Here is a 14,938-nt window from a genome sequence, read left to right on the forward strand (position 1 = left end):
CGCTCGAGACGTGCCGGAGGAATTCTCGCTGGGTTTGACGGAGGTCACCGCGGCGGTCCGGCGCACGGGTCTCCCGGCGCACTGGCACCCGTTCGAGATCCCCAGCCCGGGCCACACGCTGGAGGAGCACGAACGCATCTTGGCGGCGGCCTGGGACGCGATGCGAGGGCGTGGGCTGGCGGGGCCGGAGAAGCTGGACATCGAGGTGGAGCAGACGCTCCGCGCCTGGACCCAGCCGGAGGTGCTGATCATCGTCCGCGCGGCGGAGGTGGCGGACGGGCGCCAGGTGTTCTACCGAGCCACCATCGGCCACGGCCTGGGCGTGTACTCGGAACGGGTGCCGGACGGGATCAATTTCGTCCAGATCCGCCCCGACCACCTGGTCGACGCCCTGGTCGGCATCCTCCCCCGCTACGGGCCGCTACCGGTGGCCCCGGCGACGTCGACGGTGGGCCCGAGCCGGCCACCGGACACCGAAGCACTGCGGGAGTACGCCCAGTGGGCCCCCCACCGCCACGGAACGTTCGAGCTCTCGACCCGAGCCGGCCAGGGCAACCTCCGCCCGGTGGGCACGGTGATATTCGTGGACACCGACGCCGGCCGCTACCTGACGTTCACCGAGCCCCTGCCAGGCGGCGAGTCCCGGTTGAGGTTCGTCCCCTCGGACGGGGGACACCTGAGAGGGTGGTTGCACGAGCGCATCGCGGAGACGACCCAGCGGTGAGCCGCGTCCTCGCATCGGCGTGTGATCTACCCGTAGTGTTCAGGTTGTGACCCGAGCAGCCACCGTCCTCGCCTTGGCTACCCTGGCGCTCGCGCTGAGCGCCTGCGACAGCAAGGTGGGGGGTACGCCGCAAGCCGCGGGCACGTCGTCGAGCAACGCCCCCACGACCAAGCCGAGTGGTGGTGGCGGTGACAACCCGTTCGCCGGGATGGATCCGTGCAAGCTCCTCGACCAGGTATTGGCGGGCCAGGGCTACGCAGCCGCGAAGCGGAGCGATGCGGACGCGGCCCACAACTGCGACACGAAGAAGACCGATTACGGCGTGATCGGTCTCGCTCTTCAGCCCGGACAATCGATCAACGACATCGTCACGGCCCCCGGCAAGGCCGTGACCGGGGACGTCAACGGGCGCCCCGCGGTGCAGGAGCGCGACGCTCTCGGCGGGACGGGTTCCTGTGACGTCTCCATGGAGGTGAAGCCGAAGTCGCGAGCCACCGTCCTGGTCACCCTCCAGACGGCAGGCACCGATGAGGCTTGCCAGGTGGCCAACGACGTCTCGACCAAGGTCGAACCTCTTCTTCCCGCGAACGGCTGAGAGCGTCCCTCGACGGGTTGCCGGCGTCACGGAGCTGCTGACATAGCGGATCGTCACTACTACAGTTGACTCGGGTACGCACGGTGTCGAGAGGGGTGGGCGATGACGACGGGTGCACACTTCGGCAGTGAGCCGCCTGCGGCGGGCGACGCCGGCGCCCACTTCCTGTCCGGCCTGCTCGACGTCCCGCTCGACGAGGAAGGCGCCAAGCGGCTCAACGCCGGCGCCCAGCAATTCAAGTCGCTGGCCGAGGGCGGCGGCTTCGGGATCAACCAAGCCGGTTTCGACGCGTACACCAAGGTGTGCGACCGATTCATCCACGAATTCGACGAAATCTTCCACGACGTGAAACTCCTCGCGCGAGCTCCGGGCATGGGCTCCAGTAGCTACGCAAAGGACATAGCCGACTTCAACGCGAAGGTGGCTGCCGACGGGGACCAGTCGCTCATCCCGAACCTCGAGTTGCTGAAGCAAGGGTTCATACAGGTCCGCGAAGCACTCGAGATCGCCCGCAAGAACTACCGCGAAACCGAAGACGCCCACAGCCAGACCTTCGCCAAGCTCCGCGGGAGCGAGTGACCATGGCGCACGAGCACGCCGAACATCGTCAGTACGAGGGCGACTTCTACGCGCAGACCCAGCAGAAGCTGCAGCAGAACGTGCACCACTTCGGCGCCGAGGACCAAGGGGACGCCCGCGACGGAGTCACGCCGCAGACGCAGAACCAAGCAGCGCAGTACTCCGTCGAGCAAGGCAAGGTTCTGCTGCACGACCAGGCCACCCGTGGCGACGCGCCCGCGCCTGGGCAGAACTACGCCTCCAGCTCGCATGAAGAGCTGTACGGCATGGTGCACGACAACATGCGGCCGGCGGATCTCGACGATCGCGGCCGGGTCGCCAACAAGCTCGGCAACTGGCTTGCCGACGTCTCCAACGCCGCGAACGACGCCGTCAACTCGAGCGAGATCCAGTGGCAAGGCTCCGGAGCCGCCCAGGCGCACAGCTTCTTCCAAAGCACCGCCACCTACACGGGTGATACCGCGAATGCCGCCCAGCTCAGCTCCAACCGCTATTCCCAGCAAGCGGCCGCCGCCGATTATGCGCAGAAGAACATGCCCGAGCCCACCGGGTTCAACCAGCAGGCCGAGATCACCAAGGCCACCGTGCAATACCAGGCGGGAGACGTCGCCGGCGCGACGCAGACCATGAACGACGTTGCCGCCAAGCAGCAGCAGGCCGATGCCGCTCATCAGCAGGCCGTTCAGGTTCTGCAGAACCTCGACTCCACCTACCACGAAACCGCCAGCACCCAGCCCACCTACACCCCGCCGCCGCAGTTGGGGCAAGGTGACTCCACCTCCGTGAGTGGCTTCCACGGCACCAGCGGCACCGGCTTCGGCGGCACCCCCGCCATCGGCGGAAGCGGGCCCGGCGGCACCTTCGCCCCCGGAGGCCCGGGAGGACCCGGCGGCACAGGAGGACCCGGCGGCACCACAGGACCCGGGATCACCGGAGGGCCAGGAGGACCGGGAACCCCCAGCGGCACCACCTACGTCCCCCCGGGAACGAGCACCGGCACCGGCACCTTCAGCGGCAACTCCAACTTCCGCGCCACCCCCGCCGCCGGCACCTTCGGCCGCGTCACGCCCGACGGGCTCGCCATGCCCGGTACCACCTCCGGCGGCACATCCGGAGGTGGCGGCGACGTCACCCGCGGCAAAGGCATCGGCTCCGGGCGGGCCGGGACCGGGTTCGCCGGGTCGCGAGTCTCCGGCAGCGCCGGAAAGGCCGGAGCCTCCCCCAAGGAAGCACCCGGCGAAGGCGGCAGCAAGACCGGAAGCAAGCCCGGCGAACGGCTCGAGCGCGGAGCCACCGCGGCCGCCGCGGCCAAGGGCGGGAAAGGCGGCGCCGGTGCCGCCGGAGCCGCCGGGGCCGCCGGGGCCGGGAAAAAGAAGGAAGACGACAAAGAGCACAAGAACAAGTACGCCGTCGACGAAGAGGTCTTCGATCTCAAGCCGGAACGCGGTCCGGACGGGGAAAAGATCGTGAAGCCGACCATCGGGGAGACCTCCTAGGGGTCATCCCCGGGATCCGGCCCGACCCGAGATCAACCGGAAAAACCCCGGCTACATTGGGGACATGCGCTTCTTCATCGTCGACGCCTTCACCGATCGCGCCTTCGCCGGGAACTCGGCCGGGGTGGTCCTGCTGGACGAACCCGCCGACCCGGCCTGGATGCAGGCCGTCGCCGCTGAAATGAAGCACGCCGAGACCGCCTTCGTCGTCACCACCGACGCAGGCCCCAAGTCGCTCCGGTGGTTCACCCCCGCCGTCGAGGTCGCGCTCTGCGGGCACGCCACCCTCGCCGTCACGCACGTTCTCGGCGGAAAACAGACCTACACCACCAAAAGCGGCGAACTGCGGGCCAAAGCCGAAGACGGCTGGGTCGAGCTGGACTTCCCCTCCGACCCGCCGCAGCCCACCGATGACGACCTGTCCGAAATCCTCCCCGGCGTCGAGATCGAGTACACCGGCCGCGGCGTCGAGAACCTCTTCGCCGTCGTCAAAGACGCCGACACCGTCCGCGGCCTCAAGCCGGACCTCGAGAAGCTCAAGCACACCTGGACCGGGCGGCTACTGGTCACCGCGCAAGGAAACGACTTCGTCAGCCGCTTCTTCGCCCCCGGCGTCGGCATCGACGAAGACCCCGTCACCGGCTCCGCGCACTGCATCCTGTCGCCCTACTGGTCCGAGCGGCTCAACCGGAAAGACCTCACCGGCGAACAGGTCTCGGCCCGCGGCGGCATCGTCCGGACCCGCCAGGACGGCGACCGCGTCCACCTCGCCGGCCAGGCCGTCACCGTCCTCAGCGGGGAGCTGCACGTCTGATGCGCACCCTGCTGAACATCATCTGGCTCGTCCTGTGCGGCTTCTGGATGGCCGTGGGCTACCTGCTCGCCGGCGTCATCTGCTGCGTCCTGATCGTCACCATCCCGTTCGGGCTGGCGTCGTTCCGCATCGCGCACTATGCGTTCTGGCCGTTCGGCCGCACCGTCGTCGACCGGCGGGACGCGGGCGCCGCGTCGTGCGTCGGCAACGTCGTCTGGTTCGTCTTCGCCGGGTGGTGGCTGGCGCTCGGGCACGTCTTCACCGGCATCGCGCTCTGCCTCACCGTCGTCGGGATCCCGCTCGGCATCGCGAACTTCAAGCTGATCCCGGTGTCGCTGGTGCCGCTCGGCAAGGAGATCGTCGAGATCGCCTAGGACTCCGGCTGGTACGGCAGCTCGACGACCAGGCACGGCCCGCCGACGAACAGGCCGCCGTCGACGCCCAGCGCCTTGCCGCCCGCGTACAGGAACGGGCCCTCGATCTGCGTCGGGTGGATGCCCAGCTGGTCGGCGATGACGCTGTGGCCGTGCACGATCCGCGAGCCGCCGAGGGCGTCCATCAGCTTCTGGGCGTTTTCCTCGCCGTCCGGGCCGCGGAAGGCGTAGCGCGTCGTCATCCGGCGCCAGACGTCCCACCACGCCTCGATGTCGCTGCCCTCGAGGATGTCGCGAGCCGCCTCGTTGATCTCGTCGAGCGACGAGCCCCAGTCGAGGTACTCCAGCGTGTCCGAGTGCAGCAGCAGGTGGTCGGCGGCGAGCGCGGCCAGCGGGCGCGCGCTCAGCCACTCGATGTGTTCCGGGGTCAGCCGGTCCTGGTCCGACAGCAGGCCGCCGTTGATCTCCCAGCTGCGGGCGAAGCTGCGCGGGCCGAAGTCGGACGGCACCGGCTCGTCGCCGAAGTGGTACATCCCCAGCGCCAAGATCTCGTGGTTGCCCAGCAGCGTCTGGACCTGGCCACCGGCCTCGGCCGCCTGCGCTTCGAGCCGCATGACCAGGTCGATCGCCCCGACGCCGTCCGGGCCGCGGTCGACGAAGTCGCCGAGGAACCACAGCTGGTCCTCGCCGCCGGACCAGTTGTCCTCCTCGTCGACCAGGCCTTCGGATCTCAGCGCGTCGGCGAGTTCGTCACGGTGGCCGTGGACGTCGCCGACCACGTACGTCGACTTGCTCATCCGCTGACGATATGCCCTGTGGCCACCCGGCTCGCGGTCAGCCTTCGCCGAACGGGTCCCCGGTTCGCCCGATCAGGTCGGCGATCGAGTTGATCACCAGCGTGGGCCGGTACGGATAGCGCTCGGCCGACTCCGGTGTGGAGATGCCGGTGAGCACCAGGATGGTCTGCAGCCCGGCCTCGATGCCCGAGTGCACGTCGGTGTCCATCCGGTCGCCGATCATCAGCGTCGACTCCGAGTGCGCGCCGAGCCGGCGCAGCGCCGAGCGCATCATCAGCGGGTTCGGCTTGCCGACGTAGTACGGCGAGCGGCCGGTGGCCTTCTCGATCAGCGCCGCGACCGAACCGGTGGCCGGCATCGAGCCCTCCACGCTCGGGCCGGTCGCGTCGGGGTTCGTCGCGATGAACTTCGCGCCGCCCTCGATCAGCCGGATCGCGCGCGTGATGGCGCTGAAGCTGTACGTGCGGGTCTCGCCCAGCACGACGTAGTCCGGGTCACGCTCGGTCAGCACGTAGCCGACCTCGTGCAGCGCCGTCGTGAGACCCGCTTCGCCGATGACGTACGCGGAGCCGTTCGGCCGCTGCGACGAGAGGAACTTCGCGGTCGCCAGCGCCGAGGTCCAGATCGACTCCTCCGGGATGTCGAGCCCGGTGCGCTCCAGCCGCGCCCGCAGGTCGCGCGGGGTGTAGATCGAGTTGTTCGTGAGCACCAGGAAGTCGATGCCGTTCGCCTTCAGCTCGGCGAGGAACTCGTCGGCCCCGGGGACGAGGTGCTCCTCCTTCACCAGGACGCCGTCCATGTCGGAGAGGTACGTCCACCGGCGTTCGTTCATGGTGCGGAACCTATCACGCGCGCGAGACACCTGCGTGATACGTCGAAAACGGCTACCATGGGAATTGCCGGTATCGCGAGGGGAGTCGCGCGTCCGGTCACCGAGGGGGTTCGGGGGAATACTTTTCGACGTCGACGGCGTGCGCGCCGCCGCGCAATTCTTCCTGCCCCCGCACCGAAGGGGGAGAACCATGACCGAAATCATCGAGCGCCCGGCGACGACCTGGCCGATCACCGCGCCCAACTGGGGACTCACCAAGTTCCTGGACCCGCTGCGCATTCCACCCGTGTTCCGGCCCCGCAGCCGGGAAATGATCACGATTCCGATGATCACGACGCGGCAGCGGCTGCACTCGGAATTGCCCGAAAGTACGTTGTGGACGTACGCGGGACATTTCCCGGGTCCGACGATCGAAGTGCGCAACGGCAAGCAGCTGCGGATTTCGTGGTCGAACGAAATCGAAGGAGAGTTCCCGCTAGTGGCCGTGCAGGGGCCGCTCGCCGACGCGCCGACGAGCCGCCCCGGCCGCGAACTGGAGAGGCCGGACTACTCGATCGTCGAGGGTGTCGCGGACCTGCCGGCCTGGACGGTCGTCCACCTCCACGGCGCGCGCACCAACGCGGGCAACGACGGCTGGGCGCACAACGCCGGCCTCCCGGGGACGTCCCAGCTGGCCGAGTACCCGAACCGCCAGCGGGCGATGCCGCTCTGGTACCACGACCACGCCATGGCGATCACGCGCTTCAACGTCCACACGGGCCTGGCCGGGATGTACCTGGTCCGCGACGACGAGGAGGACGCGCTCGGCCTGCCGCACGGCGACCACGAGATCCCGCTGGTCATCACCGACCGGAACCTGGACCTCGACCCGGCGACCGGCGAGCTCACCGGGCAGCTGCTGTTCAAGTTCCCGTTCATCCCGCCGGCCGGCCCGGCGATCCCGTTCTCGGGCCCGTTCAACCTGGTCAACGGGGTGATCTGGCCGCACCTGGACGTCGACGCGCGGTGGTACCGCTTCCGGCTGCTCAACGCGGCCAACTCGCGGTTCTACACGCTGAACCTGGTCGACGAGAACAACGTCGAAGTCAACGACGCCGTCCGGCTGATCGGCACCGACGGCGGCCTGCTGCCCGCGCCGGCGCCGCTGCCCACCGGCGGGCTGACCGTCGCCCCGGCCGAGCGCTTCGACGTCCTCATCGACTTCAGCCGCTTCAAGGGCCAGAAGCTCAAGCTGCGCAACGCCGACCCGCGGCTGGGCATCGTCGAGCCGGACCTGATGGAGTTCCGGGTGGCCGGCCGGGCCAAGCACGACCCGTTCACGCTGCCGGAGAAGATCTCGACGTCGTACGTCCGGCTGCAGCACGGCACGACGCTGCCGGAGGACCACGACCACGTCTGGATCGCGCTGCTGCTCAACAAGGCCGGCCACCCGGAGCTGTGGGACCTCGAGCAGGTCGAGGCCGACCCGGGCGGCGAGGGGATCATCCAGGTCCAGGACCCGAACGGCGGCCTGAAGACGTTCCGGATGATCGGGCGGGTCTTCGACGACACCACGGGGATCTTCATCGACCACGACCGGTGGGCGGTGTGGAACATCCTGCACGTGGCGAACGGCGGGCCGGCGCATCCGATCCACATCCACCTGACGGAGTTCCAGGCGCTGTTCCGGCGGGCCTTCACCACGACGTTCGACCAGGCCGGCGAGCGGACGACGGCGCCGATCGACGGCTTCACCGACGTCCCGCTGGAGGAGTACGAGGAGGGCTGGAAGGACACGATCATCGTGAACCCCGGCCAATGGGTGAGCGTCGCCGGGCAGTTCGGTGGGGGCACCGGCGAGTTCATGTACCACTGCCACATCCTCGACCACGAGGACGAGGGCATGATGCGGCCGTTCGTCGTGCACCCGCCGGCGGTGGCGAAGTTCCACGTCCACCCGGGCGGCGGCCACCACCACGACGCCGCCTGACCGGCGTCGGCTAAGAGGCCGCGGCCGGGTGGATCGCCACGGTCGCGGCCTTCACCGACAGCGTCACCGCCGAGCCGGGTTCCAGGGCGAGCTCGGCGACGGCGGCCGGGGTGAGGTCGGCGGTGAGGCCGTGGGCCCAGCCGTCGCCCTCGGCCCGGACGCGGATCACCGGCCCGTGCGGCTCCAGGGCCGCGACGACCGCGCCGGTCGTGTTGCGCGGGCTGCCGCGGTGCTCGCCGTCACGGGAGTAGACGGCGACGGCGTTCGGCGGGAACACCGCCACCGCGGGCTCCCCCGGCACCACGTCGGCCGCCGGGAGCCCGCTGACGACCTCGCCCGACGCCGTCCGCAGCCCTTCGGCGACCGCGGTGCCGGCGACGAGGTTGAGGCCGGCGATCCGTGCGGTGAACGCCGTCCGCGGCGCCGAAAGGACCTCGCGGGTCGGGCCGCGTTCGACGATCCGGCCGTCGTTCAGCACCGCGACGTGGTCGGCGAGCGCGAGCGCGTCCAGCGGGTCGTGCGTGACGAGCACCGTCGTCGGCCCGGTCTTGAGCACCCGCCGCAGCAGGCCGCGGATCGCCGGCGCGGCGTCGACGTCGAGGGCGGCGAAGGGCTCGTCGAGCAGCAGCAGATCCGGTTCGGCGGCCAGCGCCCTGGCGATCGCGACGCGCTGGGCCTGGCCGCCCGACAGCTGCCCGGGCCGCCGGTCGGCCAGCGGAACGGCGTCGACCTCGGCCAGCCAGAAGAAGGCGCGCTCCCGGGCGGCGCGGCGGCCGGCGCCGGTGGAGCGCGGCGAGAACGCCACGTTGTCCACTGCGGACAGGTGTGGGAAGAGCAGGGCGTCCTGGGAAAGCAGCCCGATCCCACGTCGGTGCGGCGGCACGCCGGCCAGCGCGCGGCCGGCCACCGTGATCTCCGCCGACGCCGGCGTGATCAGCCCGGCGAGGCAGCCCAGGACCGTCGACTTTCCGGAGCCGTTCGGGCCGAGCAGCGCCAGCACGTGCCCGGCGGGGACGTCGAAGCCGACGTCCAGGGCGAACGAGCCGCGCACGGCGGTGATCCGGGCGGCGAGGCTCACCGGAGGCCGCCTTCCCACGAGCGCGGCCGCGCGACGACGATGACCAGGAACGCCACGACGATCAGCAGCAGCGAGAGCGCGACGGCGCTGTCGATGTCCACTTCGGCCTGCGTGTAGACCTCCAGCGGCAGCGTGCGGGTGACGTCTTCGAGGCTGCCGGCGAAGGTGATCGTGGCGCCGAACTCGCCGAGCGCGCGGGCGAAGCTGAGGACGACGCCGGAGCCGAGCGCGGGCAGCAGCAGCGGCAGCGTGACCCGGCGGAACACCGTCCACGGCCGCGCGCCGAGCGTCGCGGCGACCTGCTCGTAGCGGTCGCCGGAACCGCGCAGCGCGCCTTCGAGGCTGACGACCAGGAACGGCATCGCGACGAACGTCTGCGCGATGACCACGGCGGTCGTGGTGAACGGCACGGACTCCCCGGTCAGCGTGGTGACCAGCACGCCGAGGAAGCCCTTGCGGCCGAGCAGGTAGAGCAGGGCGAGGCCGCCGACGACCGGCGGCAGGACCAGCGGCAGCAGCACGATCGGGCGCAGCAGCCGGACCCCGCGGAAACGGGCCCGGGCGAGCACGACGGCCAGCGGCACCCCGAGCAGCACGCAGGCCAGCGTCGACAGCCCCGCCGTGATCAGCGACAGCCGCAGCGCGTGCCACGACGACGGCGTGACGATCAGCGACGGCAGCCGCGTCAGGTCCGAGCGCACCAGCAGCCCGACGACCGGGAGGACGACGAGGGCCAGCGCGAGCGTGGCCGGTATCCCCAGCACCCACGGGACGCGCGAGTGGCCGGCGGGGACGTCACCCCGCCGGCCACTCGCGGCGCGCCTACTGCGCAGGACCGAACCCGGCCTTCGTCAGCTCGCTCTTGCCCTGGGCGCCGAGCACGAACTCCTCGAACTGGTGCGCCAGGTCGGCCTGGCCGCCCTTGACCGCGGCGATCGGGTAGCTGTTGATCGCCTGGGCCGCCTCGGGCAGGTCGACCTTGGCGACCTTGCCCGCGGCCGAGGTCGTGTCGGTGACGTAGACCAGCCCGGCGTCGGCGTCACCGGAGGCGACCTTGTTCAGCACCTGCTTGACGTCCTGCTCTTCGCTCTTCGGCTTGAGCGTGACGCCGGTGGCCGTCTCGATCTTCTTCGCCGCCGCACCGCACGGCACCTGCGGGGCGCAGGTGATCACGGTGAGGCCGGCCTTGTTCAGGTCGGCGAAGGACTTGATGCCCTTGGGATTGCCGGGCGCGACGGCGATGGCGAGCTTGTTGGTCGCGAAGACCGCCGGCTGGCCGTCGATCACGCCGCCCTGGACGGCCTTGTCCATGTTGGCCTGGTCGGCCGAGGCGAAGACGTCGGCCTTGGCGCCGTTGGTCAGCTGCTGGACCAGGCCGGACGAGCCGGCGAAGCTGAACTTCACCGTGACGCCGGCGTGCTGGGCTTCGAACGCCTTGCCGAGCGCGGTGAACGACTCGGTGAGCGACGCGGCGGCGAACACGGTCAGCGTGCCACCGCCGGTGTTGCCGGCCCCCTTGGGCGCGGGTGCGGTGACCGACGCGCCGGGCTGCGTGCTGGGCTCGTCCGAGCTGCTGCACGCGCCCGCGAACAGGGCGACGGCGGCCACGACGAGAGCGAGCTGTGAAAATCGGGGCTTCGCCCCGAGCCGGGGGCTTCGCCACCCGGACCCCCGAAGAGCGGGCTTGTTCATCGACTTCCTTCCGGCGTTTCCACCACGACAGTGGTCGCTTTGACCACCGCGACCGCGAGCACCCCCGGGCGCAGGCCCAGCTCGCGGACGGCTTCCGTACTCATCAGGGACACCACGCGGTGCGCCCCGCACTGCAGTTCCACCTGCGCCATCACCTTGTCGGTGATGACCTCGGTGACCAGCCCCACGAACCTATTGCGGGCGGACCGGCCGACCGCGGACGGGTCGTCGGGCGCGGTGGCCTGTGCCCGGGCGAACCCGGCGAGCTGGGCACCGTCGACGACCTTGCGGCCGGCGGCGTCGTCGGTCGCGGTCAGCTGCCCCGCGCGCACCCACCTCCGGACGGTGTCGTCGCTGACGCCGAGCAGGCGCGCGGCCTCGGACAACCGAAATTGCGGCATGCCGCAGAGATTATCTCCGCAGTTGAGGAAAAGCTACGCGGGGCGCGAATTGCCCATGACTTCGGCGCGCAGCTCTTCGAGCATTGCGTTCTGATAACGCTCGATCACTTTTCGCTCCGCCGGGGAGAACTGCGCGAGCAGCTCGCGGAGGGTGTCGAAGGCCGACTCGAAGAGCGGCGCGAAGCGTTCGGCCGTCCCCGGCACCACCTCGACGAGGACCTTGCGCCGGTCCTCCGGGTCGCGTACGCGGCGGACCAGCCCGACCTTCTCCAGCCGGTCGATGACGCCGGTGACGGCGCCGGTGGACAGGCCGGTCAGCCCGGCGATCCGGCCCGCGGTGAGCGGTCCACCGGCCTGGATGACCAGGTCGAAGGTCTTGTGGTCGGTGCCGGACAGGCCCATCCGCTCGGCGATCCGGGCGTGCCGCAGGACGGTGAACGTGCTGCCTTGGCGGCCCAATTCCGCGAAGCGGAAGAGTTCCCCTTCGGTGACCGGGTAAGTCTTTTCCGTCACGGGCCCTCGTTTAGTTCGTCCACTGAACCACTCTCTGGGCAAAGTATCTCAACCGGGCGTTCCGGGGCTACTCTGTGCGTAATGACAGCAGTGGATCTCGGGTTTCCTCGCGTCCCCGGTACACGAGGATCTTCTCGCGTGCCCCGGCCCGAGAACCCCCATCTCATCGACACCTTCGGCCGGGTGGCCACCGATCTGCGGGTCTCCCTGACCGATCGGTGCAACCTGCGCTGCACCTACTGCATGCCCGCGGAGGGCCTCGACTGGATGCCGGGCGAGCAGGTGCTGACCGACGACGAGCTGATCCGGCTGATGCGGATCGCCGTCGAAATGCTCGGCGTCACCGACATCCGGCTCACCGGCGGCGAACCGCTGCTGCGGGCGGGCCTCGAGGACCTCGTCGCGCGGATCACGGCGTTGTCGCCCCGGCCGCGGTTGTCCATGACCACCAACGGGATCGGGCTCGCCAAGCGCGCGGCCGGGCTCGCGGCGGCCGGCCTGAACCGGATCAACGTCTCGCTCGACACCGTCGACCCCGAGCTGTTCAAGACGATCACCCGGCGCGACCGGCTCTCGCACGTGATCGCCGGCCTCGCCGCGGCGCGGGACGCCGGGATGTCGCCGGTGAAGGTCAACGCCGTGCTGATCCGCGGGCTCAACGAGACCGAAGCCGTGCCGCTGCTGCGGTTCTGCCTCGACGAGGGCTACCACCTGCGGTTCATCGAGCAGATGCCGCTGGACGCCCAGCACGGCTGGAACCGCGGCGAGATGATCACCGCGGCCGAGATCCTCGAGAAGCTGGGCACCGCGTTCACCTTGACGCCGTTCCCCGCCGAGCGGGGTGGCGCGCCGGCCGAACGCTGGCTGGTCGACGGCGGGCCCGGCGACGTCGGCGTGATCGCGTCGGTGACCCGGCCGTTCTGCTCGGCCTGCGAGCGAACCCGGCTGACTGCGGATGGCGCGGTGCGTTCCTGCCTCTTCAGCAACGACGAGACGGATCTGCGGTCCCTCGTGCGCGCGGGCGCGCGCGATGAGGAGGTCGCGGACGCCTGGCGGGCGACGATGTGGGGCAAGCTCGCCGGGCACGAGATCAACGACGCCGGGTTCGCGCAGCCGATCCGGCCGATGAGCGCGATCGGTGGCTGAGGTGGCGACGGTGACCATCGTGGTGCGGTACTTCGCGGCGGCGCGGGCCGCGGCGGGTGTGGAAGAGGAGAAGGTGCAGCTGCCGGCCGGGGCGTCGGTCGCCGACGCCGTGGCCGAGCTGGCCCGCCTGCACCCCGCCGGCCTGCCCCGGCTGCTGGAGGCGGTCAGCTACCTCCTGGACGGCATCGCGGTCCGCGACCTCACCCGCCCCCTCCGGGACGGCGCGGAGCTGGACGTCCTCCCCCCGTTCGCCGGCGGCTGACCACCCGCCACCACGTGATCGAAGGGTCGACTCGCGTGATTGAACAGTCGACACGCGTGATTGAAGGGTCGACACGGCGAAGCTAGGCAAGCTACCTGTGTCGACCCTCTGATCACGTGTGTCGACCTCCTGATCACGCGTGTCGGCTCTCCAGACACGGGGGCTGGGCTTGGCGGCTTGCGCCGAAGCTTGTAAGCGGGTGGGCCGTTCGGCGGAGGCGTGTCGAGTTCGCCCTCCCGGTAAATCGTCGACCGCTCGGGTACGGCGGCCGACCGCTCGGCGACCGGGTTTCGGGGCGTCGGCGTGGCGCGTCACTGGATCCGGGTGTTCGCGAGAAGCTGATCGCGACCGGCCACCACGCCTTCCGGTGACCCGTTTCACCTGGTCCGTCGCCCTGCGTCGGCGTCAGGGCTCGGGCGGGACGGTCGGCTTCGCTCCGACCGGGTCGGGAAACCCCACGAACAGGTGGGACTACTGTGACTCCTGAGGCATCTGGTGCAGGATGTCAAGTCTGGCGCCGCACCAACGGGACTCTTAAGATGCGCGCTTCAATCGCGATCCCGAGGGCGCGAATGGCCCATTCGCGCCGCGAAACACGTGATGCAAGCCTCACGATCCGTGTTTTATCTCGGGTAGGAAACGGCCAGATAACGGCCCGCTGACCTGCACAAACAGGCATATCGGCCAGGGTTGCGTGCTGTTACTGTGACGTAGGTCACGCCCCGAATAATTTCCGATCACGGCCATCGTTACGTACCGTCGCTTTTCGGTTGGCCCCGACCAACCAGCACGACCGGGAATCCGTAGCGCCTAGCCCTGTCCGACGGATCCCCGGACCCATACCCCGAGCGAAAGCATTTCCGGACAGGGACGAGGGGACGACGAAGACGCGCCGTGCGTCGGACTCGCCTGCCGGCCTGAGATGGTCGGCGCCAGGACCCCGATCCTGACCCTCACACCGGTTCGTAGGCGCTGGGAAACCGAGAAGCATCCAAATGTCTTACCGAGGCAAGCACCGCAAAATGTCCGCTGCCACCCGCACCGTCGCTCGCGTCGCCATCGCGGGCATTGCGGTCGGCGCTCCCCTCGCGATCGCCGCGACCCCCGCGTCGGCGACCAACTGGGACGCCATCGCGCAGTGCGAGAGCAGCGGCAACTGGAACACCAACACCGGCAACGGCTACTACGGCGGCCTGCAGTTCACGCAGAGCACCTGGAAGGCCTACGGCGGCACCGGCAGCGCGGCGAACGCTTCCCGCGACGAGCAGATCGCCGTGGCCGAGCGCGTCCTGCAGGGTCAGGGCATCGGTGCGTGGCCGGTCTGTGGCAAGAAGGGCGGCAGCGGTTCGGCGGCCCCCAAGGCCAGCAGCCCCACCACCAAGAAGGTGACCCCGAAGAAGAGCACGACCGCGCCCGCCCCGAAGAAGGCGGCGTCGGCTCCGGCGTCGGCCCCGGCCGCCCCCGCGGCGACCGGCGTGAGCAGCTCCAACCCGGCCGGTGACTACACCGTCGTGGCGGGCGACACCCTGTCGAAGATCGCCCAGAAGTTCAACGTCCAGGGCGGCTACCAGAAGCTGCAGGACATGAACGCGAAGTACATCCCGAACGCGGACCTGATCCTCGTCGGGCAGAAGATCGCCACCAAGTGACGATCTCGCAGTGATGC

The 14,938-nt window shown here is 69.9% G+C and carries 17 protein-coding genes; 10 read left to right on the plus strand and 7 right to left on the minus strand.

Annotation, left to right across the window (positions count from 1 at the left end; genetic code table 11):
• Positions 1 to 10 precede the first annotated feature (10 nt).
• The 6 genes from AB0F52_RS02830 to AB0F52_RS02855 all read left to right on the plus strand — a co-directional run bounded on the left by AB0F52_RS02830 (position 11) and on the right by AB0F52_RS02855 (position 4,582).
• Positions 11 to 724 carry an ESX secretion-associated protein EspG gene (locus tag AB0F52_RS02830; protein ID WP_360163864.1) on the plus strand — a complete coding sequence of 238 codons (714 nt, stop codon included), beginning with the start codon at positions 11 to 13 and terminating at the stop codon, positions 722 to 724.
• 46 nt (positions 725 to 770) lie between these two features.
• Positions 771 to 1,319: a DUF3558 family protein gene (locus AB0F52_RS02835; protein ID WP_360163866.1), complete on the plus strand. Its 549-nt coding sequence runs from the start codon at positions 771 to 773 to the stop codon at positions 1,317 to 1,319.
• Between the two features lie 102 nt (positions 1,320 to 1,421).
• Positions 1,422 to 1,898 (plus strand): hypothetical protein, encoded by a 477-nt coding sequence (locus tag AB0F52_RS02840; RefSeq protein ID WP_360163868.1) that lies wholly within the window; start codon positions 1,422 to 1,424, stop codon positions 1,896 to 1,898.
• Between the two features lie 2 nt (positions 1,899 to 1,900).
• On the plus strand, positions 1,901 to 3,394 hold the full coding sequence (locus tag AB0F52_RS02845) for a hypothetical protein (RefSeq protein ID WP_360163870.1): 1,494 nt from the start codon (positions 1,901 to 1,903) through the stop codon (positions 3,392 to 3,394).
• Positions 3,395 to 3,458: 64 nt separating this feature from the next.
• Positions 3,459 to 4,208, plus strand: a complete 750-nt coding sequence (locus AB0F52_RS02850; RefSeq protein ID WP_360163872.1) for a PhzF family phenazine biosynthesis protein — start codon at positions 3,459 to 3,461, stop codon at positions 4,206 to 4,208.
• Entirely contained in the window at positions 4,208 to 4,582 is a 375-nt protein-coding gene (locus AB0F52_RS02855) for a YccF domain-containing protein (protein WP_103336448.1), read from the plus strand. Before AB0F52_RS02850 ends, AB0F52_RS02855 begins: the two co-directional genes overlap by 1 nt.
• On the opposite strand, the gene AB0F52_RS02860 is transcribed toward AB0F52_RS02855, so the two are convergent.
• Together AB0F52_RS02860 and AB0F52_RS02865 are read right to left on the minus strand one after the other, a co-directional pair.
• On the minus strand, positions 4,579 to 5,379 hold the full coding sequence (locus tag AB0F52_RS02860) for a metallophosphoesterase (RefSeq protein ID WP_103336447.1): 801 nt from the start codon (positions 5,377 to 5,379) through the stop codon (positions 4,579 to 4,581). The two genes, AB0F52_RS02855 and AB0F52_RS02860, sit on opposite strands and share 4 nt — an antisense overlap.
• 37 nt (positions 5,380 to 5,416) lie before the next feature.
• A complete protein-coding gene (locus AB0F52_RS02865; protein WP_360163875.1) occupies positions 5,417 to 6,211 on the minus strand; it encodes an HAD-IIA family hydrolase in 795 nt (264 codons plus the stop codon).
• 190 nt (positions 6,212 to 6,401) lie between these two features.
• Between AB0F52_RS02865 and AB0F52_RS02870 the strand changes: the two genes are divergently transcribed.
• Complete coding sequence (locus AB0F52_RS02870; RefSeq protein WP_360163877.1) at positions 6,402 to 8,180, plus strand: multicopper oxidase domain-containing protein; 1,779 nt, start codon at positions 6,402 to 6,404, stop codon at positions 8,178 to 8,180.
• A 10-nt stretch (positions 8,181 to 8,190) separates the two neighbouring features.
• Here the strand turns inward: AB0F52_RS02870 and AB0F52_RS02875 are convergent, their stop codons facing one another.
• The 5 genes from AB0F52_RS02875 to AB0F52_RS02895 all read right to left on the minus strand — a co-directional run bounded on the left by AB0F52_RS02875 (position 8,191) and on the right by AB0F52_RS02895 (position 11,864).
• Positions 8,191 to 9,258, minus strand: coding sequence for an ATP-binding cassette domain-containing protein (locus tag AB0F52_RS02875; RefSeq protein ID WP_360163879.1), 1,068 nt, complete (start codon positions 9,256 to 9,258; stop codon positions 8,191 to 8,193).
• On the minus strand, positions 9,255 to 10,022 hold the full coding sequence (locus AB0F52_RS02880; RefSeq protein ID WP_360163881.1) for an ABC transporter permease: 768 nt from the start codon (positions 10,020 to 10,022) through the stop codon (positions 9,255 to 9,257). Before AB0F52_RS02880 ends, AB0F52_RS02875 begins: the two co-directional genes overlap by 4 nt.
• A 58-nt stretch (positions 10,023 to 10,080) precedes the next feature.
• Positions 10,081 to 10,866, minus strand: coding sequence for a molybdate ABC transporter substrate-binding protein (gene modA / locus AB0F52_RS02885; protein ID WP_360163883.1), 786 nt, complete (start codon positions 10,864 to 10,866; stop codon positions 10,081 to 10,083).
• Between the two features lie 80 nt (positions 10,867 to 10,946).
• Positions 10,947 to 11,351, minus strand: coding sequence for a helix-turn-helix transcriptional regulator (locus tag AB0F52_RS02890; RefSeq protein ID WP_014467790.1), 405 nt, complete (start codon positions 11,349 to 11,351; stop codon positions 10,947 to 10,949).
• Positions 11,352 to 11,384: 33 nt separating this feature from the next.
• Positions 11,385 to 11,864: a MarR family transcriptional regulator gene (locus AB0F52_RS02895; protein WP_360163885.1), complete on the minus strand. Its 480-nt coding sequence runs from the start codon at positions 11,862 to 11,864 to the stop codon at positions 11,385 to 11,387.
• Positions 11,865 to 12,002: 138 nt separating this feature from the next.
• On the opposite strand from AB0F52_RS02895, the gene moaA reads away from it, so the two are divergent.
• The 3 genes from moaA (at position 12,003) to AB0F52_RS02910 (ending at position 14,921) form a co-directional block, all read left to right on the plus strand.
• On the plus strand, positions 12,003 to 13,010 hold the full coding sequence (gene moaA / locus AB0F52_RS02900) for a GTP 3',8-cyclase MoaA (protein WP_360163887.1): 1,008 nt from the start codon (positions 12,003 to 12,005) through the stop codon (positions 13,008 to 13,010).
• Positions 13,011 to 13,020: 10 nt separating this feature from the next.
• Positions 13,021 to 13,272: a MoaD/ThiS family protein gene (locus AB0F52_RS02905; protein ID WP_360163889.1), complete on the plus strand. Its 252-nt coding sequence runs from the start codon at positions 13,021 to 13,023 to the stop codon at positions 13,270 to 13,272.
• Positions 13,273 to 14,267: 995 nt separating this feature from the next.
• Complete coding sequence (locus AB0F52_RS02910; protein WP_360163891.1) at positions 14,268 to 14,921, plus strand: transglycosylase family protein; 654 nt, start codon at positions 14,268 to 14,270, stop codon at positions 14,919 to 14,921.
• Positions 14,922 to 14,938 lie beyond the last annotated feature (17 nt).

The organism is Amycolatopsis sp. NPDC024027, from assembly GCF_040638975.1.
GTDB lineage: Bacteria > Actinomycetota > Actinomycetes > Mycobacteriales > Pseudonocardiaceae > Amycolatopsis.